At 60.5% G+C, this 23,614-nt stretch carries 21 protein-coding genes; 6 read left to right on the top strand and 15 right to left on the bottom strand.

From position 1 onward, the window contains the following. Nucleotide 1 precedes the first annotated feature (1 nt). The 5 genes from L2Y97_RS00185 to L2Y97_RS00165 all read right to left on the bottom strand — a co-directional run bounded on the left by L2Y97_RS00185 (nt 2) and on the right by L2Y97_RS00165 (nt 5,061). Complete coding sequence (locus L2Y97_RS00185) at nt 2-1,207, bottom strand: ABC-three component system protein (protein WP_247431381.1); 1,206 nt, start codon at nt 1,205-1,207, stop codon at nt 2-4. A gap of 137 nt (nt 1,208-1,344) precedes the next feature. After that, a complete protein-coding gene (locus L2Y97_RS00180; RefSeq protein WP_247431378.1) occupies nt 1,345-1,659 on the bottom strand; it encodes a hypothetical protein in 315 nt (104 codons plus the stop codon). Between the two features lie 234 nt (nt 1,660-1,893). Next, nucleotides 1,894-3,030, bottom strand: coding sequence for an MFS transporter (locus tag L2Y97_RS00175; protein ID WP_247431375.1), 1,137 nt, complete (start codon nt 3,028-3,030; stop codon nt 1,894-1,896). A 77-nt stretch (nt 3,031-3,107) separates the two neighbouring features. Beyond that, on the bottom strand, nt 3,108-4,076 hold the full coding sequence (locus L2Y97_RS00170; RefSeq protein WP_247431372.1) for an alpha/beta fold hydrolase: 969 nt from the start codon (nt 4,074-4,076) through the stop codon (nt 3,108-3,110). A 139-nt stretch (nt 4,077-4,215) separates the two neighbouring features. Then, nucleotides 4,216-5,061, bottom strand: coding sequence for an oxidoreductase (locus L2Y97_RS00165; RefSeq protein WP_247431369.1), 846 nt, complete (start codon nt 5,059-5,061; stop codon nt 4,216-4,218). 127 nt (nt 5,062-5,188) lie between these two features. Between L2Y97_RS00165 and L2Y97_RS00160 the strand changes: the two genes are divergently transcribed. Beyond that, complete coding sequence (locus tag L2Y97_RS00160) at nt 5,189-5,665, top strand: DUF3237 domain-containing protein (RefSeq protein ID WP_247431366.1); 477 nt, start codon at nt 5,189-5,191, stop codon at nt 5,663-5,665. Between the two features lie 7 nt (nt 5,666-5,672). Here the strand turns inward: L2Y97_RS00160 and L2Y97_RS00155 are convergent, their stop codons facing one another. From L2Y97_RS00155 to L2Y97_RS00130, 6 genes are all read right to left on the bottom strand, one after another. Further along, entirely contained in the window at nt 5,673-6,767 is a 1,095-nt protein-coding gene (locus L2Y97_RS00155) for an alkene reductase (protein WP_247431363.1), read from the bottom strand. A 66-nt stretch (nt 6,768-6,833) separates the two neighbouring features. Beyond that, nucleotides 6,834-7,070, bottom strand: coding sequence for a tautomerase family protein (locus tag L2Y97_RS00150; RefSeq protein WP_247431360.1), 237 nt, complete (start codon nt 7,068-7,070; stop codon nt 6,834-6,836). A 26-nt stretch (nt 7,071-7,096) separates the two neighbouring features. Continuing rightward, entirely contained in the window at nt 7,097-7,807 is a 711-nt protein-coding gene (locus tag L2Y97_RS00145) for an SDR family NAD(P)-dependent oxidoreductase (RefSeq protein ID WP_247431357.1), read from the bottom strand. Nucleotides 7,808-7,848: 41 nt separating this feature from the next. After that, entirely contained in the window at nt 7,849-8,382 is a 534-nt protein-coding gene (locus L2Y97_RS00140; RefSeq protein WP_247431354.1) for a hypothetical protein, read from the bottom strand. Between the two features lie 105 nt (nt 8,383-8,487). After that, entirely contained in the window at nt 8,488-9,135 is a 648-nt protein-coding gene (locus tag L2Y97_RS00135) for a DsbA family oxidoreductase (protein ID WP_247431351.1), read from the bottom strand. A gap of 11 nt (nt 9,136-9,146) precedes the next feature. After that, nucleotides 9,147-9,566 carry an organic hydroperoxide resistance protein gene (locus L2Y97_RS00130; protein ID WP_425492806.1) on the bottom strand — a complete coding sequence of 140 codons (420 nt, stop codon included), beginning with the start codon at nt 9,564-9,566 and terminating at the stop codon, nt 9,147-9,149. Nucleotides 9,567-9,742: 176 nt separating this feature from the next. Between L2Y97_RS00130 and L2Y97_RS00125 the strand changes: the two genes are divergently transcribed. Then, nucleotides 9,743-10,150 (top strand): VOC family protein, encoded by a 408-nt coding sequence (locus L2Y97_RS00125; RefSeq protein WP_247431345.1) that lies wholly within the window; start codon nt 9,743-9,745, stop codon nt 10,148-10,150. Nucleotides 10,151-10,156: 6 nt separating this feature from the next. On the opposite strand, the gene L2Y97_RS00120 is transcribed toward L2Y97_RS00125, so the two are convergent. Both L2Y97_RS00120 and L2Y97_RS00115 read right to left on the bottom strand, forming a co-directional pair. Then, complete coding sequence (locus tag L2Y97_RS00120; RefSeq protein ID WP_247431343.1) at nt 10,157-11,044, bottom strand: LysR family transcriptional regulator; 888 nt, start codon at nt 11,042-11,044, stop codon at nt 10,157-10,159. 102 nt (nt 11,045-11,146) lie between these two features. Further along, nucleotides 11,147-12,100, bottom strand: a complete 954-nt coding sequence (locus tag L2Y97_RS00115) for an alpha/beta fold hydrolase (RefSeq protein WP_247431341.1) — start codon at nt 12,098-12,100, stop codon at nt 11,147-11,149. Nucleotides 12,101-12,243: 143 nt separating this feature from the next. Here L2Y97_RS00115 and L2Y97_RS00110 point away from each other — a divergent pair, with 143 nt between their 5' ends. Both L2Y97_RS00110 and L2Y97_RS00105 read left to right on the top strand, forming a co-directional pair. Beyond that, nucleotides 12,244-12,831 carry a CGNR zinc finger domain-containing protein gene (locus L2Y97_RS00110; protein WP_247431338.1) on the top strand — a complete coding sequence of 196 codons (588 nt, stop codon included), beginning with the start codon at nt 12,244-12,246 and terminating at the stop codon, nt 12,829-12,831. Between the two features lie 110 nt (nt 12,832-12,941). Next, nucleotides 12,942-14,135 (top strand): major royal jelly family protein, encoded by a 1,194-nt coding sequence (locus tag L2Y97_RS00105; protein WP_247431335.1) that lies wholly within the window; start codon nt 12,942-12,944, stop codon nt 14,133-14,135. An 87-nt stretch (nt 14,136-14,222) separates the two neighbouring features. On the opposite strand, the gene L2Y97_RS00100 is transcribed toward L2Y97_RS00105, so the two are convergent. Continuing rightward, nucleotides 14,223-15,194 carry an enoyl-CoA hydratase/isomerase family protein gene (locus L2Y97_RS00100; protein WP_247431332.1) on the bottom strand — a complete coding sequence of 324 codons (972 nt, stop codon included), beginning with the start codon at nt 15,192-15,194 and terminating at the stop codon, nt 14,223-14,225. Between the two features lie 313 nt (nt 15,195-15,507). Here L2Y97_RS00100 and L2Y97_RS00095 point away from each other — a divergent pair, with 313 nt between their 5' ends. Then, nucleotides 15,508-16,692: a YbfB/YjiJ family MFS transporter gene (locus L2Y97_RS00095; RefSeq protein ID WP_247431330.1), complete on the top strand. Its 1,185-nt coding sequence runs from the start codon at nt 15,508-15,510 to the stop codon at nt 16,690-16,692. 64 nt (nt 16,693-16,756) lie between these two features. On the opposite strand, the gene L2Y97_RS00090 is transcribed toward L2Y97_RS00095, so the two are convergent. Further along, nucleotides 16,757-17,839, bottom strand: coding sequence for a PA0069 family radical SAM protein (locus L2Y97_RS00090; protein WP_247431327.1), 1,083 nt, complete (start codon nt 17,837-17,839; stop codon nt 16,757-16,759). Nucleotides 17,840-18,213: 374 nt separating this feature from the next. Here L2Y97_RS00090 and L2Y97_RS00085 point away from each other — a divergent pair, with 374 nt between their 5' ends. Further along, entirely contained in the window at nt 18,214-23,550 is a 5,337-nt protein-coding gene (locus L2Y97_RS00085) for an autotransporter-associated beta strand repeat-containing protein (RefSeq protein WP_247431324.1), read from the top strand. Nucleotides 23,551-23,614 lie beyond the last annotated feature (64 nt).

Here is a 23,614-nt window from a genome sequence, read left to right as displayed (position 1 = left end):
GTCATGCCGCTGGCCTCGATGTAAGCATGGCCTCAAGCCGCTCCAAGAACTTTGGGTGCCACCCTACCGCACGCTTGTCTGCCAGCATGTGTAGTGAACCCCGCGACATACTGGCGTTGCTGACCCTGACGCGGATCGGAAAGCAGGACGTTTCCGCCCACTTATAGATATCGCGTGCTGTTTTGGTCATCGCATCTTCCGCCGCGTCGTCACCAAGCTCATCCACGGCACGTTCAAAAACGATTTCCCATTCCTCCCTTAGTGTTCGCTCGTACTTGTCGAGCTCACCAAAGAGGAGAAGATTCTCACGCATCCATCGCGATCTCTGCTCGAACGCCCGATAGTAATCTCTGACTGCGGCGACCACGCGCTTCGGCGAAACCTGGGCGAGCCTCGCCTGATGGACAAAGATCGAATCTTCGAAGGCGGCTAGCGTCACCTCTGCCTGAAGGATGTCTTCATCAACTGGCAACGAATCGAGAAGAAATTGATCCCTGAGTTCGTCAATCTCCGATTCCAACGCCGCGCTGACAATGGGCGTCATTGATTGCTCAATCAGGTGTTTCTGGCACTGCACGAACCACCAGCCTTCGAGCCGGGCCAGGAATGACCATGCCACGTCGCGTCTTACCGCGGTGCGGGCATACTCAATCAGACCGGTCTCGATGTCGCCGATGTTTGGCGATCTGGCAACAATCGTGATGGAGCCGACCAAGTCAAGCTTCTCTCTCTCACTCAGACAAAGAAAAAGCTTATAGGCTTTTGCATTATCGGCGTTCATCGATGTCGCGGCGACATCAGAAAGTGCAGCTACTGCCCCTACTTCGTCTCGCCCGTCCACACCAAGCTTGGCGGCTACGGCGTTTCCCGCCGTGGGACTGGTAGTGACCAAACATAGACGCGCGTCGCGCGGGATTTTGCCGTCGGAGAGGCCGGTAATCCACACGCGCAGTGTCTTCCAGATGTCAGAACTGCTATCTGATAGGTTCGCTGCGGATTTTAGGTGGTGTTTGAGCTGGAATAGCTCGACCGGACTACCTGACGGCTCGAACGTCACATCGTCGAGCGTTTCGAGACAGATGGAAAATATCTGTCCCTTAGCGAGCCGTTGAAGTGATTCGAGCAGCGCGTGACGAATTTGGTAAAGGTACCCGAGGGCGGCGTCGCCCGCGCCAAAGAGCGAACCAGTGGAGCCTCCTGAGGTCATTTCCTTATCTCCTCTGCCTGCCTAGCATCGTGTTCACTGCGTTGCGCAATACGAACATCTAGCGCGATAGATCCGTCTTAACTCGTCAATCATCTACCAAGGTCTCACGCCAGCGCAAGCCCAGCGCCGGGGCGCTTTTAACGCTCGAGCATGACCGCGGCGATGCCCTTCTCCGAATAAGAGGTCACAAGCGCAACTGGCCCTAAAGTTGAAAGCGGCGCAGCCGATACCCCTATGGAATCACGATCTGACAGCGAGTCGGAACGATGCGTGGTGCGCGCCAGCTTTTTGCCGTTTCTCCATAAGTCCACACCCATGAGAAAACCTTCGGTCACTACGAGGGGGAGAGTCAACGCGACGCCCGCTGAACTGGGTAATCCAGCTTCTTTCATTGATGCCCTGACCAGGCGCATCAGCGTTTTTGAGCTACCTGTCCTGGCAATGGGTGGCATCCTCAGCTTTGTGATGATTACGCGTGCCAAGAGCCGCTAAAACAGCTCACCCTGTGGCGAATGCACCCGCGGCGGCACAAACTGCGACGTATCGGACACCGTATCCCACGCCCGGTGCAGCCCCGCCTTCCGCGAACCTCGTCAACGAAGGTGTGAATGGTGGACCATGCCTATATATAGCCATAGTCACCAGCTAATCCCGGTACGCGCCAAACACATCTCTTGCCAAGGCGCTCACCTCTGCGTCGACGCCTCGTAGCCGTTCTGAGGACCGAGCAGCGGGGTAAGTACAAGCATGGCAACACCCACAGCGACTAGGATCCAAAGGGCTATATCAAAGCTCCCGGTTATGTCTCTCAAGGCTCCGACGAGCAGCGGACCTGCCGAAGCGAAGATATAGGCGATCAAAAGCATAAACGCGCCCCAAATGTTCGCTTCGTCCTGGTCGTGCGTGTTGTCCAAGGGCAACACCATTCCCAACGTAAAGCCGCCGCCAATGCCGAACGAGATCAAGGGTAGGACCGCAAAGGGCGCTGCATCTGGCGCAAGTGCTAGCACCACAAGACCTATTAGGGTAATCGCCGAGAATGTAGCCAACAGCTGCCGACGGTCGCTACTACGACTCAGCGCACCCGCTATCGGATTGGCAACGAGAAAGCACCCCGTAAAGCTGGCGAGGATGAGACCCGCGGTGCTGTCACTCAGGCCGTGCTCGCGATAGAGCGGTGCAATCCACGAGACCAGTGCGTAATAGATAAAATTGTCGGCGGCATAGAAGAGGCCGATAAGCCACGCCTTTCTCTGGCGCAATGGCAGCCGATATCGCTGCGACGTCTTGGTTGCCTGATGTCGCTGGTGCCGTTCAATTAGGAGCCACGCGATGATTGCCGACACCCCGGGTAGGGCCCAAACACCAGCGCCAAGACGCCAGCCACCGTAGGCGGCAAGTGGACCGCTCAGCCCCGCCGCGAGGGTTGCGCCGAGGGCTAACGCGGCCGAGTAAACGCCTATTAGCAGGGGTGCCCGACCGGGAAATGTCGACTTGATAAATCCACCGACGAGCGCACCTGCCACGGCAATGCCGCAACCCACCAGCGTGGTGGAAAGGAAAAGCATCGTGGATGAGGGTGAGAATGCGCGCCCTAGCGTAGCCAATAGAACCAGACACAAGGCGACGAGCATCACTCGGTCTCTGCCATAACGGCGGGCCAGCGCTGGGGCCGGGACCGCAAGTACACCCATGAGAACGTCTGGGATGGCTGTCAGTAGTGACGCGCCGGTATGTGAAAGACCGAATTGCTCGCTTATGTCGCCCAGCAATGGCCCCATCGAGACAATAGCCGGGCGGAAGACCAGACCAATCAGTGTCACACTTGCCAGCCCAGCGGCCAACGATAAGCGCTTAGGCACCGTGTGCACCCGCGCTACTGAGTTCGCCGGGGAGGCCATCACTCCACCCCGATAACGTATGCATCAACGTCGGCGTCCCGCAGCACATGCTCACGAGGCGTCTCCAGCATGAACTGGCGGAGCAACCCAGCAAGCCGTTCTTCGGCTTCCAGCGCGAGGCTATGCCCGCACTTCTCGAACATTTCACTTCGTTCGACGCGGTCTACAACCTGCAATAGATGCTCTGCGATGAGCGGGCCGAAGAACTCCGTCGCGCTCAACGCCATGACTGGCAGCGTGAGTTTGGTTTCCCTCAATACGTCGACAATGCGCGCGTTTTTCATACCGGCGCGGTAGCTCTCGAGACATCCTCGCAGCCCACCAGGCGCCTTCAGGCAACCAATCCACTCATCGATCGCCTCGTCAGCGATGGCGTACGGGTTGTACGTCTCCGCCTTGATCCAGTACTCCCAAAACTCGCGCTCCCGCCCCGTGATAAGCATTTCGGGGATATGAGGGAGCCAAAAGAATGGCGGATGCCAAAGCCATATGCCCTCACCACGGGACCGTGCACTCAGGTGTTCAGGGGTGAAATGTGTCCACTTCTCGAATCCCAGCCCCGGCAGAAGCATCTCACCGAATGACAGCGTCTCCACCCGCGCTGGCTGCATCGCAGCGAGGACGTAGCCATACTCCGCACCACGGTCTTCGCCGTGAATATGGAACGTCGCATGGCCAAGCAAATCCATTAGCTCGGTCAGGTCCGCCATGACCGTGAGGCTGTCGTAACCCTCCTCCGCCGGCGGTTTGTCGGAATGGCCGAACCCCCGGATATCGGGCGCCACCACGGTGAAATGACGCGTGAGCAACGGTATCAACTTGTACCAGTAATAGTGATTCTTCGGCGTCCCGTGCAATAGCAGCAATGCCGGTCCATGACCTGCAGTGACGTAATGCATACGGATACCGTTAACCCACGCACGCCCGTGCGTAACGGGCTCGCCGTTGTGATCGTAGATCTCGGCCATAATCGCTACCTCATCTCGCGGCTTACTTTAGTAACCGCTTTAGCTACTTAATGAGGTTACACCTTACGATCGATGTGGCGTTCCTTCAATGTGCAAGAATGCAATTCGCGATCGCAAGAATGCTCAGCTCATTCGACGATCAGTTGTAGTCGGTAGAGCGGGACACCGGATCCCAGATATCGAGCTGCCGTGTAGTCTCGCCAAGCTGCTTCCGAACGGTCTCCACTGCGTCGCTTCCCAGCACCAGATGCCGAGGCGGGTTATCGCTGTCTACGATATCCATCAAGACGCGCGCCGCTTCATAAGGATTGCCAGGCTGGTTTCCATCCTTCGCCATGCGCGCCCTGCGCACCGGTTCGAATACACCATCGTAGTCTGGGATGCTTCGAGTGTTGCGAACGAGGGATCGGCCCGCCCACTGGGTACGGAACGCCCCAGGTGCGAGCGCAGTAACGTGGACTCCGAAGTCGCTCACTTCTTGCGCCAACGCTTCTGAGATCGCTTCCAGGGCGAACTTGCTGCCGGCGTAGTAGGCGATACCGGCCGCAGCGACGTACCCGGCCAGCGAGGTTATGTTTACGATCCGCCCGCGCCGGCGTTCACGCATGGACGGAAGTACCGCCTTCATCATGGCCACGGCCGCGAAGACATTCACGGTGAATTGGTGGTGCAAGTCTTCTAGCGATGATTCTTCCAGCGGGCCCTCGTAGCCGTATCCCGCATTGTTAACCAGCACATCGATAGGGCCGGTAACCTCGACTACGCCGTCAATGGCCCTGGCTATGCTATCCAACTGGCTTAATTCCAGTTGCACGGCAACCGATCGCCCGGGAACAAGCGACTCGAAATCGCTTTTGTCATGTTCGGTCCGGACTGTTCCGATGACAGTATGCCCATCGGCCAGAGCGACCTCTGCAAAGCAACGCCCGAACCCGGAGCTAACCCCGGTGATGAGGAAGACCTTTTGGTTGTTTGGTGCGGTCATGGACTTGATCCTTTATTCGACTAGAAAACTACTGTGCGAAAATCATCAGCCGCTGCGCAGGTACAGCCGTTACATGTCGTGGCATGGCTGTTTAGATTCACGCCAACCAATCCTAGGAACCGCCGCCATGACCGCGACTATCCCCACATTGCCTCTCGTCACGCTTCGCCATCTCTTTACAATCAAGATGCATGTCAGTGGCGTCTTTCCTTACAGCACGAACGCACCTGCGAAGCAGGTAGGCGTCGTCGCCGGTGGCCACTTCACGGGGGCGCGACTCAATGGCGTCATACTCGAAGGTGGCTCAGATTGGCAGACGATCATCGACGATGGCACCGTGCTCCTCGACTGCCGCCTCGTTCTGCGGACCGATGATGGAGCGCAGATCGCTATGCGTTATCAGGGAATGCGCGCCGGCAGCCCTGAGGTGCTCGCCCGCATACGGGCAGGGGACCACGTGGATCCGTCGGAGTACTATTTCCGCATGACCGCGCAGTTCGAAACCGGGTCGGCTGAGCACTCGTGGCTCAACCGCCTTGTTGCCGTCGGTACAGGTAAACGCCTGCCAGAAGGGCCGGTATACGACGTCTACGAGGTGCTCTGATCCGGCCTTAGTCGTTCGCGGTTACCCCGTCCAGGGCGGGGTAATCGACATAGCCAGCCGCGCCGCCGCCGTAGAACGTCTTCTCGTCACCTGCCGCCATTGGAGCCTGGGCGCGCAGGCGTTCCACCAGGTCAGGATTGGCGATGTAAGGGCGACCGAAGGCGATCATATCCGCGTGGCCCGTCGCCACCGCTTCTACCGCAAGCGTTCGATCATAGCTATTGTTAGCGATATAACTTCCGCCAAATGCGCGGCGCAGCGACTGAAAGTCAAACGATGTCGCTGCATTGTCGCCCTGCGTCTGGCCTTCGACGCAGTGCAGATAAGCCAGCCCGAGCGTACCGAGACGCTCCGCCATCCGCTTGTACGTGCCCACGGGGTCACTATCCAAGGGGGTATCGCCCACGGCACGGGTAATCGGTGACAGACGAACCCCTACACGATCCGGGCCAAACACATCGGCGACAGCCTTGGTTACCTCGAACGGGAGCCTCGTTCGATTCTCGACGGATCCACCGTAGGCATCGGTCCGCCGATTGGTGCTGTCGCGGATGAATTGGTCCAGGAGATAAGCATTGGCCGCGTGCACTTCGACGCCATCGAAGCCCGCTGCTCGCGCGTGCCGGGCGGCAAGCACGTAGTCGTCGATGATCGACGGGATCTCGTCGAGCTCCAGGGCACGAGGCATGCTTGGCCGCGCGGCGCCATCCTCGGTGAAGACCATGTCGCCAGCCTGAATCTCAGAAGGTGCAACGGGGGGCTTCCCATCGTGCAGGCTGCTATGAGCGATGCGACCGGTGTGCCAGAGCTGAAGTACGATCTTTCCGCCAGCCCTATGTACCTCCTCAGTAATCTCACGCCACGCAACGATCTGCGCGTCTGTGTAGATACCCGGTGTATAGGCGTAGCCACGTGCCTGCTTCGAGATGTTGGTCGCCTCCGTGATGATCAGGCCCGCGGAGGCGCGCTGGGCGTAGTACTGAGCGGCGTAACGGCTTGGAAGGCCTTCCATGTCCGCACGTGCGCGTGTCAGGGGCGCCATGACTACCCGATTGGAGACGGATATGGCGCCTATCGTTCCCGCAGAAAATAGCGTCGTCATTGCAAAGGTCCTCTCATATAGGCCACCGCAACGTCGTGCGGTGGCCGTGCAGATGCTCGTGGCAGCTCAATAGACCAGCTGAGCCTTCCTCTTTCGGTATTCGATGACCGATGAGCTTCCCCGCCCCCAGTCCTCCAGCTCGATCTCCTGAAAGACGACGAACGTGTCATCGGGGTGCTTACCCAGCACCTCAAACAGCAGGTCACAGACGCCCTTGTGCAGAGCTTCCTTCTGCTCGCGCGTCGTACGCTCGGCTCCAGGCAGGGTGCCTTCACGGGTAACCTGGATCGTCACGATAGGCATGGGGGTTTCCTCGAGAGAAGGGTCTGTCAATGGCCAGCGATCATGCCGCCATCGACATGCAGGATTTCGCCGGTGATGAATGGCGCGTTCTCCAAATAGATCACGGCCTCGGCGATATCGCTGACTTCACCCATGCGCTGCATTGGATGGAAAGCGGCGAGCGCCTCGTGAGTCTCGGGCGCATGCATCGGAGTCTTCACGATACCAGGGGCGATGGCGTTCGCGCGGATCCCTCGGGAGGCATATTCGATCGCGAGGCTACGCGTTGCAGCATCCAGGCCACCCTTGGTAATCGAGGCGACGACCGACGGAATACGTGTATCGGCGTAGCTTACCAACGTCGTGGTGATCTGGATGACGTGGCCACTACCCTGCTTCAACATGACTGGGATCACGTTCTGGGTGGTAAAGAAGAATCCGTCGAGGTTGGTCTTGAGCTTCGCGCGGTACTGTTCCTCGGTGTAATCAGTAAACGCGCTTGCGATAAAGATCCCTGCGTTATTCACCAGCGTATCGATTCGGCCGAATCGCTCCATCGCTTCTTTGACGATGCGCTTGCCAGTTTCCGGCTCACCGATGTCACCGGCGATCGTCAATACGTTCGGATTGCTCGAAGGCTTAATGTTTCGCGACGTGGCGACGACGCCATATCCACGGGCGAGGAGTGCGTCGACGATACCTTCGCCGAGGCCCTGGGATGCGCCGGTTACAACAGCAACTTTCCTGACGTCAGACATGATGGTTCCTTTTGTGGTTTTGAGAGTTCTAGCCGCCACAGTCAGGCGGCGATGTTGAAACAGAGCTTCTTCCCCGGATAGAGAAGTCGTAGGCCTGGTGGCCTTTCGTCGCGCGTGATAGGTCGACCCATGTCCTTCAGGCGAGGCCGCGCTTCATCGCTTTGATCGTCGACAGCGACGGTTATCACCGCGTCGGGGAATGCGCGGGAAACGTTGATCAGCCCCTCGCCTTCCATCGTCGTGAAAATCACTTTGGGCGAAAAGCAGTCTGCGACCGTGGCCATTTCGTCGCACCACACAGACCTCCCAGTAGCGTAGAAAAGGTCGCCGGGTCGATCGCGCCCCAGGGCGAAGCCCAGCGTGTCGACCGGAGACCGCGGCGCTCGCGTGCGTCTTCCTGGCGTCGCGGTAATCAGGAGGCTCGCGCCCGTTACCGAGCTCATCAGGCACGTTTCAAATGGCGCAAGTCCGCGGGATACGGCCAATCCTGGCTCGGTCACGACCCTTAGGTCACCGTATTCAAGCAACACGGCGCAGCTGCCCAGATATGTCAATGAAAGGTTGGTGCGAAACATGTCCCAAGCATAGGGTCACGGTCTCTTTCCGAAAATTTCCTTTCTTTGCGCAGTCGCGGTTGGAAAACGCACAACGACAGGTGTGATTAGCCACTTCCTTTCGTATCAGGGTCCATCCAGCACGCGGCGGATCTGACGTTCGAACTCCTCCGGCGTCTGTCCTCCGGATATGACGTATCGCTGATTAATCACGAGCGTGGGAACGCTGTTGATGCCGCGCCGGATCCATACGTCCTCTTCTGCACGCACCTCGAGAGCGTAGGCTTGGGACTGGAGCACCTGGCGTGCTTTCGCCCGGTCCAGACCCACCGATTCGGCTGCAGCGATGAGTACGTCGAAGTCGCCGACGTCGGCCTGGTCGGTGAAGTTCAGGACAAACAGCCTGCGCTTCAGGTCCGGCTGCTTTCCGTATTCTTTTGCCCATGCCAATAGCCGGTGCGCATCGAAGGTGTTGTACATGCGACTAGTTTCCGTCAGCCGCATGTCGAATCCGACGTCGAGTGCACGAGCTTTGATGCTGTCCTGATTCGCGCGCACGTCGAGCTCTTCCATCCCATATTTGGCTCGAAGGTGATCCGTCCGACTTCGTCCGCCAGGTGGCATGTTCGGATTCAATTCAAACGGGTGGAATGTGATCTCCGCATCTGCCTCATCGCCAATTTTATCGATCGCGATCCCAAGGCTAGCGACGCCAATGGCACACCATGGACATGCCACATCAGAAACCACATCTATCTGCAATCGCGTCGTCATGGCTCGCCCACTCACGCCAGAGAAAGGCCCACGTCCACGTTATTGCGTGTCGCGTTCGAGCAGGGGCAGATTGTGTACGCGAGCTCAACAAGATCGTTCGCCACCGTGGCATCAATACCCGGTAGGTCAACGACGAGACTTGCGGTAATGCCGAAGCCACCCTCCGTACGGGGGCCGATTCCCACGGTTGCTGTTACGTTCACCGAGGCCGGGATGTCGACCTTCATGGTACGACCGGCGAGGCGTAGCGCCCCGATGAAACACGCGGCGTAGCCGGCGGCGAAGAGTTGCTCCGGATTGGTGCCTTCCCCGCCCGAACCACCGAGTTCAGCGGGTGTGGAAAGCTTCGCCTCGAAGCGCCCGTCCTCGGAGCGCGCAGTGCCGTCGCGTCCGCCGGTAGCGGTAGCGCGGGTGGTGTACTTCACATTCACGGACATCGTTTTTACCGTTCGGGTTTATGTGTTGTCCCAAACTATAAAGCGCTGTTTCGGGTCTTCAGAGACACGAGGTACGCGCAGCGGCTGAGCGATTCTGCACACGGGCATTGCCGTTGCCTGCGTGAGGTCGCCATGCGACGCTCAGCACATCCGACCTATCGAGTGATACCATGATTCAGTCAGCAACGTGTGGCATCCACCACGTGGGCCTTGCCGTTCCCGATCTTGACACCGCCATGGACTTCTTCGTCGATGCGCTGGGTTGGGAGTCCCTTGGCAGGAACGACGACTATCCGGCAGGTTTCGTATCTGATGGAGTTATCACGCTGACTCTTTGGCGTGTCGCGTTTCCTACCGAGGCGACGCCATTTGATCGCCGTAAAAACGTCGGCCTCCACCACCTGGCGATCGCCGTCTCCGACGAGGCCGCCTTGCATGCGGTCTTCGCGCGTGTGTCGAACTTTCCTGGCGTGACTATCGAGTTTCCACCTGGCCCCACACGTCCAGGATCCGCACGCATGCACTTCATCTGTGGCATGCCTGGTGGGATACGCCTTGAATTCACTCCACTCAACTGAGTGCACTCAATCCTCGAAGAGTGCTTGTGCCTCGGCGAACACTTTCTCCAGGTGTTCCACGATCGTTCGGATGGGTACATCGGTGCGATCCTGGCGGCGCATGAGAACCCATATCTCTCGGCTTGCAGGTAGCGGCTCGAGCTCGCAACGGCGTAAGCCGGGTTGTAGACGGCCGACATAGTGAGGAAGCAAGGCCAACCCCGCACCCCGGGTCGCCGCGACAGCCTGAGCGACATGGTTGTTGGCACGAAATGAAACTCTTGCCCGGGGGAAGTGCCGTGCCATCCAGAGCGCCTCGGGCATATCAGCGTTTTCTTCGTTAAAGCTGATCACTGTCTTGCGCTCGCCCCGTTCCACCGCACTACAGATCTCGTCGGTGCCGTAGAAGCCGAACGCCATGTGGCCAAGAGGTTTCGCGATGAAATCACCGTCCATGGGGCGACCTATGCGCACGGCAATGTCGGCCTGATGACGCTCCAGGCTAATGGAGCGCAGGTCCGTCGCGAGCTCAAGATCCAGACCAGGGTGACGGGCTGGGATGTCGGCAAGGTGCCTGACAAGGAAGCCCTGGGCAAGGCCCGGGGGTGCGTTGACGCGAACCAGGCCGGTCGGCGTGTCACTCGCTCCGCCGCGTCCCAGGCTTTGCGCGGCGGTCTCCATATTGCTCGCCACATCCATGATCCGGGTGCCAGCCGCCGTCAGCACATAACCCTCCGGACGTCGCTCGGCCAGGCGCTCCCCCATGCTGGCTTCAAGCGACTGAATCCGGCGCGCCACGGTGGCGTGGTTCACCGAAAGGGCCCGCGCTGCGGCTGAGAGGCTGCCGTGCCGAGCCAGCGCCAGGAAGATGCGGACATCTTCCCAATCGACCTCGCCGCGTTTTTTATCATTCACTGAATGATGCTCCCCGTGCCGGGCTGCCACCGGATTACTTTAAGCGGCGAGGGGCCCCCCGCCGCTGTGCATATTTGATCAGCCGCTGTCGTTATTTATTGCTCATGGCCGCAGGTTAGCGTCAAGAAAGCGGTGGATTTCATCGCCGATCTCATCGCCGTTGGTCTCGAGCGCAAAGTGACCCGTGTCGTAAAACTTAACTTCAGCCGTCGGCACGTCGCGCTTGAATGCCTCGGCACCTGCGGGAAGGAAGAACGGATCGTTCTTTCCCCAGACAGCCAGCACAGGCGGTTTGTGCGCACGCAAGTACTCATGGAATTTAGGATACATGGCCACGTTACTCGCGTAGTCGTGGAACAAGTCGAGCTGAATCTCAGTGTTTTCCGGCCGGCTGACCATGGCGGCGTCAAGGGTATAGGTTTCGGGCGCCACGTCGTCGGGGTTGCGGGTACCGTGGGTGTATTGCCACTTGATCGCGTCGAGCTTGAGGAAGTCGCGTAGGGCGTCTCGGTTAGCTTGGCTACCGTCCTTCCAGTACTTCTGGATAGGCTGCCATCCGGTACTCAGGCCTTCCTCATAGGCGTTTCCGTTCTGGCTCACGATGGCCGTGATGCGCTCGGGATGTGCGACGGCCAGGCGCCAACCGACCGGTGCGCCGTAGTCAAATACCTGGATCGCGTAGGTCTTGAGCCCAGCGATCTGGGTGAAGTGATCAACCGTCTGGGCCAGATGTTCGAAGGTGTAGGCGTAGTGCGCTCGGTCGGGGCTCTGCGTGAAACCGAAGCCTGGCAGGTCTGGAGCGATCACGTGGTAGCGATCGGCCAGCTTGGGAATCAGGTTGCGGTACATGAAGGAGGAGGTGGGGAAGCCGTGAAGCAGCAATACCGTCGGCTTGTGCGGGTCGCCAGCCTCTCGGTAGAACACCGTTACATCGTCTACCTTGACGTAGTGGAAGGTAACGGCGGGTGTGGCAATACTCGCCGCGGGGGCGCCCACGGCAGTTCCGGCAACGGCTACTGCGGTCGCGGCACCAAGGATCAGGGTCTTGAGGTTCATGACTTGCTCCAATGAAGAAGGCGGGCGCGGTGCGCCCAGCACGATGTAACCTATATCTGTCGTTTTAAAGGTTACGCATTGTCGGCGTAACCTGTCAAGACGCAATATACGGTTACAATGAGCGCATCACCCGGATCGCACCCATGAATCCTGACCAGCACATCGAGAGCCCACTCTTTCTCGGCGATAACCTCGCCCTGGATTTCATAAACTCCGCGTACGGCGTGGGCGAAGGCAGGCGCGATTACTTCAATGACGATGCCGCTGTGGTGGCATGGCTCAAGCAAGCCGGAGCGCTTGACCAGGATGTCGCGGTAAAGGCAACGCTAGGACTGAAGGTCGTCGCGCGCCGGTTTCGCGACAGCGCCCGTAAGCTGGTCGAGCGCCGTCTTGAAGGCGGGTGGGCCGATGCATCCGAACTCAACCGACTGCTAGCACTAGGCCAGATCCACCAACAGCTGGCATGGAAGCGCGGCGGTCAGCCAGAGTTGCAGCTGGTCCGTACTACACAGGAGCCCGATGCCGTCCTTGTTCCAATTGCCGAGGCACTCGCCGCTCTGCTTGTGCAACCCGATATGTCGCGTATTCGCCAGTGCGCAGGTAGTGACTGCACGCTACTGTTTCATGACCATTCGCGCGGCGGTCGCCGCCGCTGGTGCGACATGGCCCAGTGCGGAAACAGGGCAAAGGTCAGCTCGCACCGAAGTCGCGAGAAGCACCATACCAGCTAGCAGCTGTGCGTTTACGCGCATCCACTGAGCGGAGATCATCACTACTCGGGTCAAGGTGCCGGCGGGATCATCGCGCCGTTGCATTCCGCCATCCTTACTCGAGAATCACCATGAAGATTTTGTTCCGCACTGCGGCGCTTGCCGCGGTGATTTGTACTTTTGCCGCGCAGGGGGCCGATTCCGGGGCCAGTTACTCGAAGCCGGTGCTCTGGCGTGATTACCATGGCGCCACCTGGGGTCCCGACACTCCAGCAGATGTATCGCTTAATGCGCCGATTACTGGCGTGCACTTCGACAAGGCTGGACGCGCATTCGCAAGCACGCCGCGATTTATTACCACTGCATTGCCTGCGACGTTGAACCTGTTGGATACCGCGCAAGCCTCGGGCTCCGCGCACCTCACAGCCTTCCCCTCCGGTAGCGAGAACGATGCCTCAGGCGATCCGGCTACGCACCTACGCAGCGTACTCGGCTTTTACGTCGACCAACGCAACGGGTGGGTGTGGGTGTTGGATATGGGCTTTGTTGCGGGTGAATCCGAAGCCCCCGCGGGCGCACAGAAGCTGGTCGTCTACGAGTCGGCAACGGGCAAGCTGGTGAAACGCGTGGCACTGGATGCCGTTGCTGACCGCAAGGGCAGCTATCTCAACGACGTCGCCGTCGACGAGAAGCGCAAGGTGGCCTTCATCTCCGATAGCGGAGTACGTGGCGGTGACCCTGGCATTATCGTAGTCGACCTTCAATCAGGCCACGTACGCCGCGCGCTCGATAAGGATACCCATGTAAGCCCAGAACCCGGCGTCACGCTCGTCGCCCATGGATACGATGTGCTCCCGGGCAATCCTTTGAAGGTCGGGATCAACGGCATTGCGTTGTCCGCAGACGGCAAGACACTCTACTGGGCGGTGACAACCGGCCGACATGCCTACGCGCTGGCAGCAGATCTCCTGCGCGATGAACATGCAAGTGATGTGGCGCTTTCTGCCGCCGTGATCGATCTCGGCGACGTCGGTGGAAACACCGATGGGATACTCGCCGATGCGAGCGGCCATGTATATCTCACCGACCTCACGCGTAACGGCATTGTCGAGTACCGCCCCGGTAGCTCTATGACGCTGCTGGCGTCTGACGTCGCGCTTCACTGGCCTGACACGATCTCGATGACACCGGACGGCGACCTCCTGTTCACAACCAGTGCGCTCAATGAGCATTTCATGGGCCTGGTGAAACCTGGCGAAGAGCGCTATCAATTGTGGCGGATGAAGAAGACCATTCGACGTCCTACGACGCAGTCTGGTCACTGATTCGTAGCTTGCTGCACGTTATTTAATCACCCATTGACGCGGTATGACCGGCGTCAATGGGGGACGTGGACAACCTGGCAAAGTGATTCAGTGCTTGCCGACTTCTTCGGTGTACTGATTCAGGTTTCGCTCCACCTCCGGGTCCGTCTGGAGGCCGCGCTTCATCAGCGCGTTGATACGGTACTGGGCTTCGGGGCGTTGCACGGAGCGGATGAACAGATCCCACCCAGCAGACAGTTCCGAATCCGGTGGCAGCGTGGCGTAGTTGACGGCTTGCTTCACGTCGGCCAACGTGTCACCGTCGAAACTCGCAATACGACGCGCAAGCTTGTCGACGAAGGCGTCGAGCTGTGCGTCGGGCATAGCGCGGTTCACGTAACCGTACTTTTCTGCCGTGTCGCCGTCGAAGTTATCAGCACTCAACAGTACCTCCATCGCGCGACCGCGGCCGATCAGGCGCGGAAGGCGAGCCATCGGGCCGCCGCCCGGAACAAACGCGGAGCCGACTTCCCACTGAGAGATCTGCAGGTTTTCCCGCGCGGCGAAGCGCATGTCGCTGGCAAGCGAAAGTTCGCTGCCCACACCGGTTACTCGGCCACGTAGTTTAGCGATGGAAACCACGTGCGAGCGGCTTATACGGGACAGCATGTCGGGGATCGGATGCAGGCGGCTCGGTCCGTTTGGCAGGCTCGTCGATGCTGAAAGAGGCGGAACAAAGTTGTAGTGGGTGAGGAAGTACCCTGGAACGTCGCTCTGGAAAACAACCACCTTGAGCTGAGGGTCGGTTTCAATAGCCGCCACGACCTTTTCGAACTGCGGGATCGACTCGGGCCCGAAGATATTGAACGGAGGATTGTGGAACGTGACCTGCCAATAGGCCGGGCTGATCTTCGTGACACTTATCTGTTGGTTGGCCTGCGATTTCTCTTCGTGATGTTCGGCTGGCACCGAATCAGCGGCATTCACCACCATGGGCGCGAGTGACGAGAGAGCAAGAAGGGCGGAGATCGAACGAGCGTTCAGGAACAACTTGGTGCGTGTGCGCGAAAAGCGATTCACGAAAGTATCCTCGTAGTTGTATGCGGTGGTGCGGACGACGTCCACAGCAACGAATGTTGCGTAGCGCCGCAGCCTCATACCATTCGGATTTCACGATCGTCGGTTGATCATAAATGCGCAGGCTTAGCTAACCACCTGCGACGTTTCGGTCCGCCACTTCGACGTCGGTGTAAATCATTGCTCCCATAACAGCTGTTCATGATTGGACCTGGACGATGTGCATGAATGATCAGCCGCTGGGCGTCTATGCGACCTTCCATTTCAGATCACGTTCCCTAGGCTATCGGCTCACCTGGGAATGACGTGATCTCGCATGATGAGCATCAAAGAACCACGTGCGGCCTTCCCGGCGGCGCTCGCGTTGGTGGTAGGCATGGGTATAGGCCGATTCGCGTTTACCGGCCTGTATCCGCAGATGGTGCAGGAGGGCCTGATGACGGTAAGCGCCGGATCGTTGGCTGCTTCGGCGAATAATGCCGGTTACCTTATAGGTGCGGTGTTTGCGGGCATGTTTCCTTCTATTGGAGCTCGGCACAAATGCACCGCGGCCTTGGTGGCAACGGTCATCTTTTGTCTTGCGCTGGCTATGCCGCTCGGCCCCGTCATGTTGATTCTTGTTCGCGCTGGTGCCGGCCTGGCAAGCGCAGTGGCGATGGTTGCCGCTTCATTCTGGCTGTTGCACGACCAGGGCGACACTCACAGTGCGCCGTTGTTGTACGCGGGAGTCGGCGTCGGCACAGCACTTTCGGCGGAAGTGATTGCTGCTGGTAGATCGCTTGGCTTGCATAGCGGGCTCATCTGGCTTGTGATCACTTCCATGTCTATTGTGCTGACGATAATTTCTGTTGTCCTCATGGGACGGTCGCACCGCAGGCATGGCCTATCCAGGACAACCATCGCTGCGACATGGATTGATGCCGTACCTCTCACCGTACGTAAGCTTGCCTTGCTTTATATGCTTGCTGGTTTTGGCGGAAGCATCACTGCAACATACCTTCCTTTGTTTGTCCGCGGTGCATTAGGCGCCGTGAACCCCGTTCACGTTTGGGCTCTCTTCGGCGTGGCGGCGATACCTTCGAGCTTCCTGTGGCATTCCCTGCATGTCCGACTTGGTACCCGGTACGCATTGTCGATCAATCTCCTTGTGCAGGGCATTGGCGTTGGACTTCCCGCACTCTTCGCGTCTGCCGCCACCTACGCCATTAGCGCCGTTCTAGTGGGTGGTGCATTCATGGGAACCGTTACCATCGTGCTCCCAGCTGCTCGACGGGTTTCACACCAGGTGCGCTACAACGTGATGGCACTGATGAGCACGGCATATGGTTCGGGACTGATTGTTGGTCCTCTTGTTGCCGACGCATTCTTCGCAAAGCACCACGACTTTTCCATTTCATTGCTAGTCGCTTCGGGCGCGCTGATCGTCGCAAGCGGATATGCATCCATGCGTCGTCGAGTTGACAGGCATGACCAGGACACCAACCTTCAGACCGACACCTAGCTCGTTCGGATGATGCGGCGCAAGTGCAGACGGATTGCCTCGTAAGACTCGACGCCTCAGCATTCTAGAAAAGTTCCCCTTGCGGCGAATGAATCCGCGGCGGCACGAACTGCGACGTATCCAACACCGTATCCCAAGCCCGATGCAGCCCCGCCTTGCGCGAAGCCACCTGCACCCGCTTACGGATGATGTCCGCAAAGATCCCCTGCCCGCGCATGCGCGTGGCGAAGTTCGAGTCGTAGTCCTTCCCGCCATTCATCTGCTGGATCAGGCTGATGATGTGCGCGGCGCGGTCGGGGTAGTGGAGGTCCAGCCATTCGCGGAAAAGCTGCTTTAGCTCATGCGGCAGGCGCACGCAGGTGTAGCCAATCGAATTGGCTCCATTCGCCGCAGCACGCTCGATAATCCCCTCCACATCCTTCTCATTGAGCGCCGGAATGATCGGCGCAACTAGCACACCGATCGGCACGCCAGCATCATGCAGCGTCTTCACCGCCTGCAACCGCCGGTGCGGCGCCGACGCGCGTGGCTCCAGCTTTGACGCGAGCTTGTTGTCCAGAGAGTTGATCGAGATGAACACCTGGATCAGGTTGCGCTCGGCCATGGGCGCGAGGATGTCGATATCGCGTTCGATCAGCGCGTTCTTGGTGACGATGGTGCACGGGTGGTTGCACTCATTCAGCAGCGCCAGCGCGGCACGGGTGAGGCGCCAGCTTTTCTCGATCGGCTGGTAGGGATCCGTGTTACTGCCGATATTGATCGGCTTGCAGGTGTAGTTCTTCTTGGCCAGCTCGTCGCGGAGGATCTCGGCCAGGTTGGTCTTGGCGAACAGCTTCGTCTCGAAGTCCAGGCCAGCCGAGAGGTTTAGGTAGCCGTGGGAGGGGCGGGCGTAGCAGTAGATGCACCCGTGCTCGCAACCCCGGTACGGGTTGATCGCCTGATCGAAGCCTACATCCGGCGAGTCATTTCGTGACACGACGCTGCGGGCGACTTCCTGGCTCACGGTGGTAGCCGGGCGACGATCATCTTCCTCGCGGTGCCAGCCGTCGTCTTCGGCCTGGTACCGGGTGGATTCGAACCGGCCCTCCGGGTTGGAGGCGGCGCCGCGGCCCTTGTGGGGGCGGATCATGGGGATCGGCTGGGTCATCGTACAAATGTATACCATCCGAATCTCAGGGCGCGCGACCTGGCGAAAGGGTCTCTTTTGTTCGAAATCTGATCCCAATCACGAACTATCGGCCGTTTCGAGGTGTGAGATTCGGCCATTCCTTGATCTATTGCCGAAAATTCCTACTCATATTCGGTCATCACGAATGTGAACTACGTCACATAACGACCTGCCTCGTCACCCGCTGCCATGGCTTCCACTGCCTAAGCAGTTGTAACGCAATCTTCACAAGGCATGGCACGCAACTTGCTGATAGGCCCCCGCTCCCGACCAAGGGCAGCTGTCATCGATCAGGGAGGACCAGAGCGATCGACAGGGGGGGCGCCCACCACTGACAGGACTTTGCATTTCCCATGAATAGAATTTTTCGCATCGTCTGGAACAAGACGATCGGCCAGCTTGTTGTCGTTTCCGAGCACGCTCGCTCCGCCGCCAAGGGTGGCCGTTCTGCCGCCGGCGGTTCGTTTGCATCGACCACGCTGAAGCGCGTAGCACTGGGTGCCGCGCTCGCACTGTGCGGTTTGCCGTTCGCGAACGCGCATACCATCTCGGTGGGCTACACCAACAACGGAAGCGGCAACCTTACGTTCTGGTACGGCACGTATCATGCGCCGACCGAGGCGACTGGCTTTGAGGGTCAATTCCAGCTGACCGGCCCGAACGGCTACAGCGAGCTGGTCGATTTCAGCCAGCGCGCCACGTCGACGCCTGACGGCCTCGAGGACGGCGTCAACAACTTCTACGCCGACTCCATCAACGGCAGCACGCTCACCCCCGATAACGAGACGGGCGAAGGCCCCGTACAGACCTGGCAGGGTGTGTCGTTCAGCGACCTTTTGCCGGGCACCTACACGTACACCTACGTGCCGATTGCAAACCCGTCCGTGTCGTGGAGCCCCTGGGCACCAGTGTTGACCAACACGCTCACGATCACCGGCGCCGACCTGAACGGCGTGCCGATGATCGGTGGCAACACGTATACCGAGGTCGATCCGGAACTCAATTACGAGTACTCCATCCTGTTCAACGACGGCACCTTCAAGCCCACGACGGATGTGACGAAGGGCCAGGACGTCACCGTGCGTAGCGGCGGCGGTACAGTCGATACCAGCAACGGTGACGTGACCTTCACCGGCGGCCTCGACGGCAACGGCACCCTGACCAAGACCGGCGACGGCACGCTGGTCCTTACCGGTCCGACCACGCTCACCGGCGGCATCGATGTCGACCAGGGCACGCTGCAGGGCGATACCGGCAGCCTTACCGGTGCCATCGATAACAGCGGCACCGTCGCCTTCAACCAGAACACCGATGGCACGTTCGACGGCACGATCAGTGGCACCGGCGATGTCGTGAAGAGGGGCACCGGCACGGTCACGATCGACCAAGCCAACACCTACACCGGCAACACCACCGTCAATAGCGGCACGCTTGCCCTGGATGGCGCGGGCACGATCGGCACGGGCGACATCACTGTCGATACCGGCGCGACGCTCGATACCTCGGCCGCGACCCATGACACCACGGGTACCTCGCTGGCAGGCAACGGCAGCGTGCTCCTGGGCGGCAACGACCTGAACCTGACCGACGCGCACGATACGTTCACCGGTACGATCGGTGGCACCGGTGGCGTGAACGTTAGCGGCGGCACGGAAGTGCTCACCGGCACCAACACCTACGGTGGCGGCACGACCGTGAGCAACGGCGGCACCGTCGCGATCAACAACGACGGCGCGCTCGGCACCGGCGGCCTTACCCTCAACGACGGCACGCTCGCCACGACCACCGATATGTCGTCCACCCGCGCCACTGAAGTGGCGGGCTCGGGCACGATCAATACCGCGGCAAACACCACGTTTGATAACGCCGGCGGTGTCTCGGGCAATGGTGACTTCATCAAGAGCGGTTCGGGCATCCTCGACCAAACCGGCGCACTGACCCAGGATGGCAAGACCGTCGTCGATAGCGGCGTACTGGTGCTCGGCTCCACGGCAAACACCTACACCGGTGGCACCGTCGTAAACAGCGGCGCGGGCCTGCAGATTTCGAGCGACGCCAACCTGGGTGCTGCTTCGGGCGATCTCTCGCTCAATGGTGGCGCGCTCTATACGACCGACTCGGTGACCACGTCGCGCGATGTCCACGTAACCGGTAACGGCGGCGTGTTCGTGAACGACGGCGGCGAATCGCTGACGCTCAACGGCACGGTCGATGGCACGGGCAGCGTGTATGAGGCGGGCATGGGTACGCTCGTACTCAATGGCACCAACACGTACGCCGGTGGCACCACGGTTGCCAATGGCGGCACCGTGCAGATCGCCAACGATGGCAACCTGGGCGATGCCGCAGGCAGCGTCACGTTGAACGGCGGCACGCTGCACTCGACCGGCGATGTCGATTCCGCACGCAACATCGCGCTGTCGGTGGACGGCGGCCACTTCACCACCGACTCCGGTACCACGTTCGCAACGACCGGTAACGTGTCGGGCGACGGCACCATCTACAAGAATGGCGACGGCACGCTGCGCATCGATGGCGACGCCAACCAGACCGGTGGCGTCGTGGTCAACGACGGCACGCTCGTGCTCAACGGCAACAACGGCTACATGGGTTCGACCGTTATCAACAGCGGCACGACCCTTGAAGTGAACAGCGGGAACGCCCTCGGCTCGGCGCTGGGTAATGGCCTGATCGTGGCCGGCGGTACGCTGCACACCACGGGTGATGTCGACACCACAAAGCAGGTCGCTCTGCTCGGCGGTATCAACTTCGATGTGGACAGCAACACGACGACCACGAGCAGCGGCGAGATCCTCGGCCTTGGCCCGGTGGTGAAGAGCGGCGACGGCACCCTGGTGCTCGACCAAGCCAACAGCTACACCGGCGATACCTGGATCAATGACGGTACCCTGCAGATTGCCAGCGACAACAACCTCGGCAACGGCGGCAACCTCGTCTTCAACGGCGGCATCCTGCACACCACGGGCGACGTCAATTCCACCCGTGACCTCGTACTTGATGGAAATGGCCTGATCGCGACTGACGCGGGCACCCGCATGGTCACGTCCGGCACGGTTTCCGGCAGCGGCGTGCTCGCCCAGGGCGGCGCCGGTACCCTTGAAGTTGACGGCGTGGCATCGCAGACGGGCGGCACGTATGTGCTGAACGGCACCATGGTACTCACCGGCAACAACACGTACACCGGCGGCAACTTCATCGGCAACGGTACGCTGCAGGTGGGTTCGGATGCGAACCTCGGCGCGGCATCCAACAGCATCGACCTGATGGGCGGCACGCTGCACACCACGGGTAGCTTCACCACCGCGCGCAACATCACGCTTGATGGCACGGGTACGTTCAACACCGACGCGGCGACCAAGGTCACCGCCACCGGCAACGTCATCGGCGTGTCGGGCCTGGTGAAGAACGGCGAAGGCACGCTCGAGATCGACGGCGTGGCCTCGCACAGCGGCGGCACCACGGTGAACGATGGCACCCTGATCCTGGGTGGCAACAACACCTACACGGGCGGCAACACGATCAACGGCGGTACGCTGCAGATCTCGTCCGATGCCAACCTCGGTGCGGCCTCGAACAACATCGCGATCAACGGCGGCAACCTCACCGTCACCAAGACGATGACGACCGACCGCGATATCGTGATCGGTGCCAACGGCGCCAGCATCACCACACTCGATGGCGTGACCCTGAACCAGCAGGGCGACATGAGCGGCAGCGGTGGCCTGGTGAAGCTGGGCGGCGGTACGCTGATCGTCAGCGGCAACAACACCTTCACCGGCGGCACCCTGATCGACGGCGGTGTCATCCGCATCGACTCCGGTTCGTCGCTCGGCACGGGCCAGATCCTGCTCCAGGGCGGCACGCTGCAGACGGTGGCCACGCTCGGTACCGGCCAGCAGGTGATCATCAGCGGCAACTCCGGCGTGAACGTGGATGCCGGCACCACCACGGTGCTCTCAGGCAACCTGGCGGCCGCTGCGGGCGATGCCTGCTTCGTGAAGTCGGGCAAGGGCAAGCTGAGCCTCACCGGTTCGGCCAACCTCGGCAGTGGCACCTGCGTGCAGGATGGCATCCTGAGCGCGAACGGCGACCTGAACAGCGCCTTCGTGCAGGTGGATGCCGCCGGTACGCTGCGCGGCACCGGCCACATCAGCGGCCCGGTGAACGTGGAAGGCACCCTGGCGGCCGGTAACTCGCCGGGCACGCTGACGGTGGACGGCACGGTCACCATGCAGGCCGGCGCAACGCTCGAGGTCGATATCGATGGCCAGGGCACGGGCAACGGTGCGGGTAACTACTCGCGCGTGCTCGTCACCGGCGCCGGCAACCAGTTTGTCGCCAACGGCACGTTGGCCCCGACGCTGCGCGGCATCACCGGCAACGCGACCAACACCTACACGGCGGCGCTCGGTACCACGTACCGCATCGTCACTGCGGAAGGTGGCGTCACCGGCTACTTCACCTCCATCACGCAGCCGACCGACGGTCTTGCCGCGAACACACGCTTCCTCGCGTTCTATGGCGTGGACGGTGGTCACAGCATCGACCTGCGTGTGACCCCGGTGTCGTACGCCCAGCTGCTCGGTGCGTCGGCCAAGCGCAATGGCCTGGCCGCCGCGGGCGCGCTGGATGGTGCGGTGACGGCGCAGGATGCCGGCACGGCCACCGCCGCGCAGAGCACGCTGCTGTACGCGGTATCGGCACTGGGCGCCAACCAGGTCGGCACGATGGTGAAGAGCCTTTCGGGTGAAGTGCACGCCGATGAAGCCGCGGCCGCGCGTAATGCGGGCCTGGGCATGCAGCGCGACGTGAGCGACCACCTGGGCACCGACGTGCAGGCGACCGACACGGCACACAACGCATGGGCGAACGTCACCCGCGACGGCAACCGCTCCATCGCCGATGGCCAGGGCAGCGGCTTCGAGACCGGCACCGACCGCACGACGGCCGGCGTGGATCTCTTCGCCTCGAATGGCACGGTGATCGGCGTGGCTGCGACGCACCACGACACCAACGTGATCGCCCACGGCGGTTCGGGTTCGATCCGCGGTAACTCGGGCATCGTGTACGCCCAGCAGTCGCTCGGCGCTTTCGTGCTCGATGGCATGGCGGCACGTGGCACCACAGACTGGTCGACGCGTCGCGCCGATCCGATGGGCAACGGCACGCTGGATACGCGTACCTCGGGCAAGGACACCATGGCCAGCGCGACCCTGCGCATGCCCATGCAGACCGCCGCCGGTAACCGCATCGAGCCATACGTGAGCGCGGTGTGGCAGAAGGTGGAGCGTGATGCGACGTCCGAACGCGGTACCTCGGTCGCCGCACTGTCGCTCGACAAGCTCTCCGAAACCGGTACGCGCGTCCTCGCGGGCGTGACGCTGGGTTCGAAGGCAGCCGATCCGCTGGCCACCACGCTGACCTGGCGCGCCGGCGTCGCCGTGGGCGCCGACACCGGCAACCTGCTCGACCCGACCGTGAACAACACCATGGCCGGCCAGCGCTTCGACACCGCCGCACCGGGTGTGGGTCGCGGCTTCGTGCAGGTGAATGCGAACGGCACGATGCGCCTGGCGAAGAGCACCTACCTCTATGGCGGCCTGACCGCTGAAGAAGGTTCGGGTCGCTCGGCGTATGGCGTGACTGCGGGTGTGCGCGTGGCGTTCTAAGCGTTAGCCTTGTGGAATGAGAAGGGCCCGCCGGTTTATCCGGCGGGCCCTTTTTGTTGGGGGG

The organism is Luteibacter aegosomatissinici (genome assembly GCF_023078495.1).
GTDB lineage: Bacteria > Pseudomonadota > Gammaproteobacteria > Xanthomonadales > Rhodanobacteraceae > Luteibacter > Luteibacter aegosomatissinici.
This window is presented reverse-complemented; position numbering and strand designations above follow the sequence as displayed.

Bases quoted from the DNA above. Each gene is read 5' to 3' on its own strand.
- L2Y97_RS00185 (WP_247431381.1), bottom strand. From the start codon at position 1,207: ATGACCTCAGGAGGCTCCACTGGTTCGCTCTTTGGCGCGGGCGACGCC.
- L2Y97_RS00180 (WP_247431378.1), bottom strand. From the start codon at position 1,659: ATGCCACCCATTGCCAGGACAGGTAGCTCAAAAACGCTGATGCGCCTG.
- L2Y97_RS00170 (WP_247431372.1), bottom strand. From the start codon at position 4,076: ATGGCCGAGATCTACGATCACAACGGCGAGCCCGTTACGCACGGGCGT.
- L2Y97_RS00165 (WP_247431369.1), bottom strand. From the start codon at position 5,061: ATGACCGCACCAAACAACCAAAAGGTCTTCCTCATCACCGGGGTTAGC.
- L2Y97_RS00160 (WP_247431366.1), top strand. From the start codon at position 5,189: ATGACCGCGACTATCCCCACATTGCCTCTCGTCACGCTTCGCCATCTC.
- L2Y97_RS00155 (WP_247431363.1), bottom strand. From the start codon at position 6,767: ATGACGACGCTATTTTCTGCGGGAACGATAGGCGCCATATCCGTCTCC.
- L2Y97_RS00150 (WP_247431360.1), bottom strand. From the start codon at position 7,070: ATGCCTATCGTGACGATCCAGGTTACCCGTGAAGGCACCCTGCCTGGA.
- L2Y97_RS00145 (WP_247431357.1), bottom strand. From the start codon at position 7,807: ATGTCTGACGTCAGGAAAGTTGCTGTTGTAACCGGCGCATCCCAGGGC.
- L2Y97_RS00140 (WP_247431354.1), bottom strand. From the start codon at position 8,382: ATGTTTCGCACCAACCTTTCATTGACATATCTGGGCAGCTGCGCCGTG.
- L2Y97_RS00135 (WP_247431351.1), bottom strand. From the start codon at position 9,135: ATGACGACGCGATTGCAGATAGATGTGGTTTCTGATGTGGCATGTCCA.
- L2Y97_RS00125 (WP_247431345.1), top strand. From the start codon at position 9,743: ATGATTCAGTCAGCAACGTGTGGCATCCACCACGTGGGCCTTGCCGTT.
- L2Y97_RS00115 (WP_247431341.1), bottom strand. From the start codon at position 12,100: ATGAACCTCAAGACCCTGATCCTTGGTGCCGCGACCGCAGTAGCCGTT.
- L2Y97_RS00110 (WP_247431338.1), top strand. From the start codon at position 12,244: ATGAATCCTGACCAGCACATCGAGAGCCCACTCTTTCTCGGCGATAAC.
- L2Y97_RS00105 (WP_247431335.1), top strand. From the start codon at position 12,942: ATGAAGATTTTGTTCCGCACTGCGGCGCTTGCCGCGGTGATTTGTACT.
- L2Y97_RS00095 (WP_247431330.1), top strand. From the start codon at position 15,508: ATGATGAGCATCAAAGAACCACGTGCGGCCTTCCCGGCGGCGCTCGCG.
- L2Y97_RS00090 (WP_247431327.1), bottom strand. From the start codon at position 17,839: ATGACCCAGCCGATCCCCATGATCCGCCCCCACAAGGGCCGCGGCGCC.
- L2Y97_RS00085 (WP_247431324.1), top strand. From the start codon at position 18,214: ATGAATAGAATTTTTCGCATCGTCTGGAACAAGACGATCGGCCAGCTT.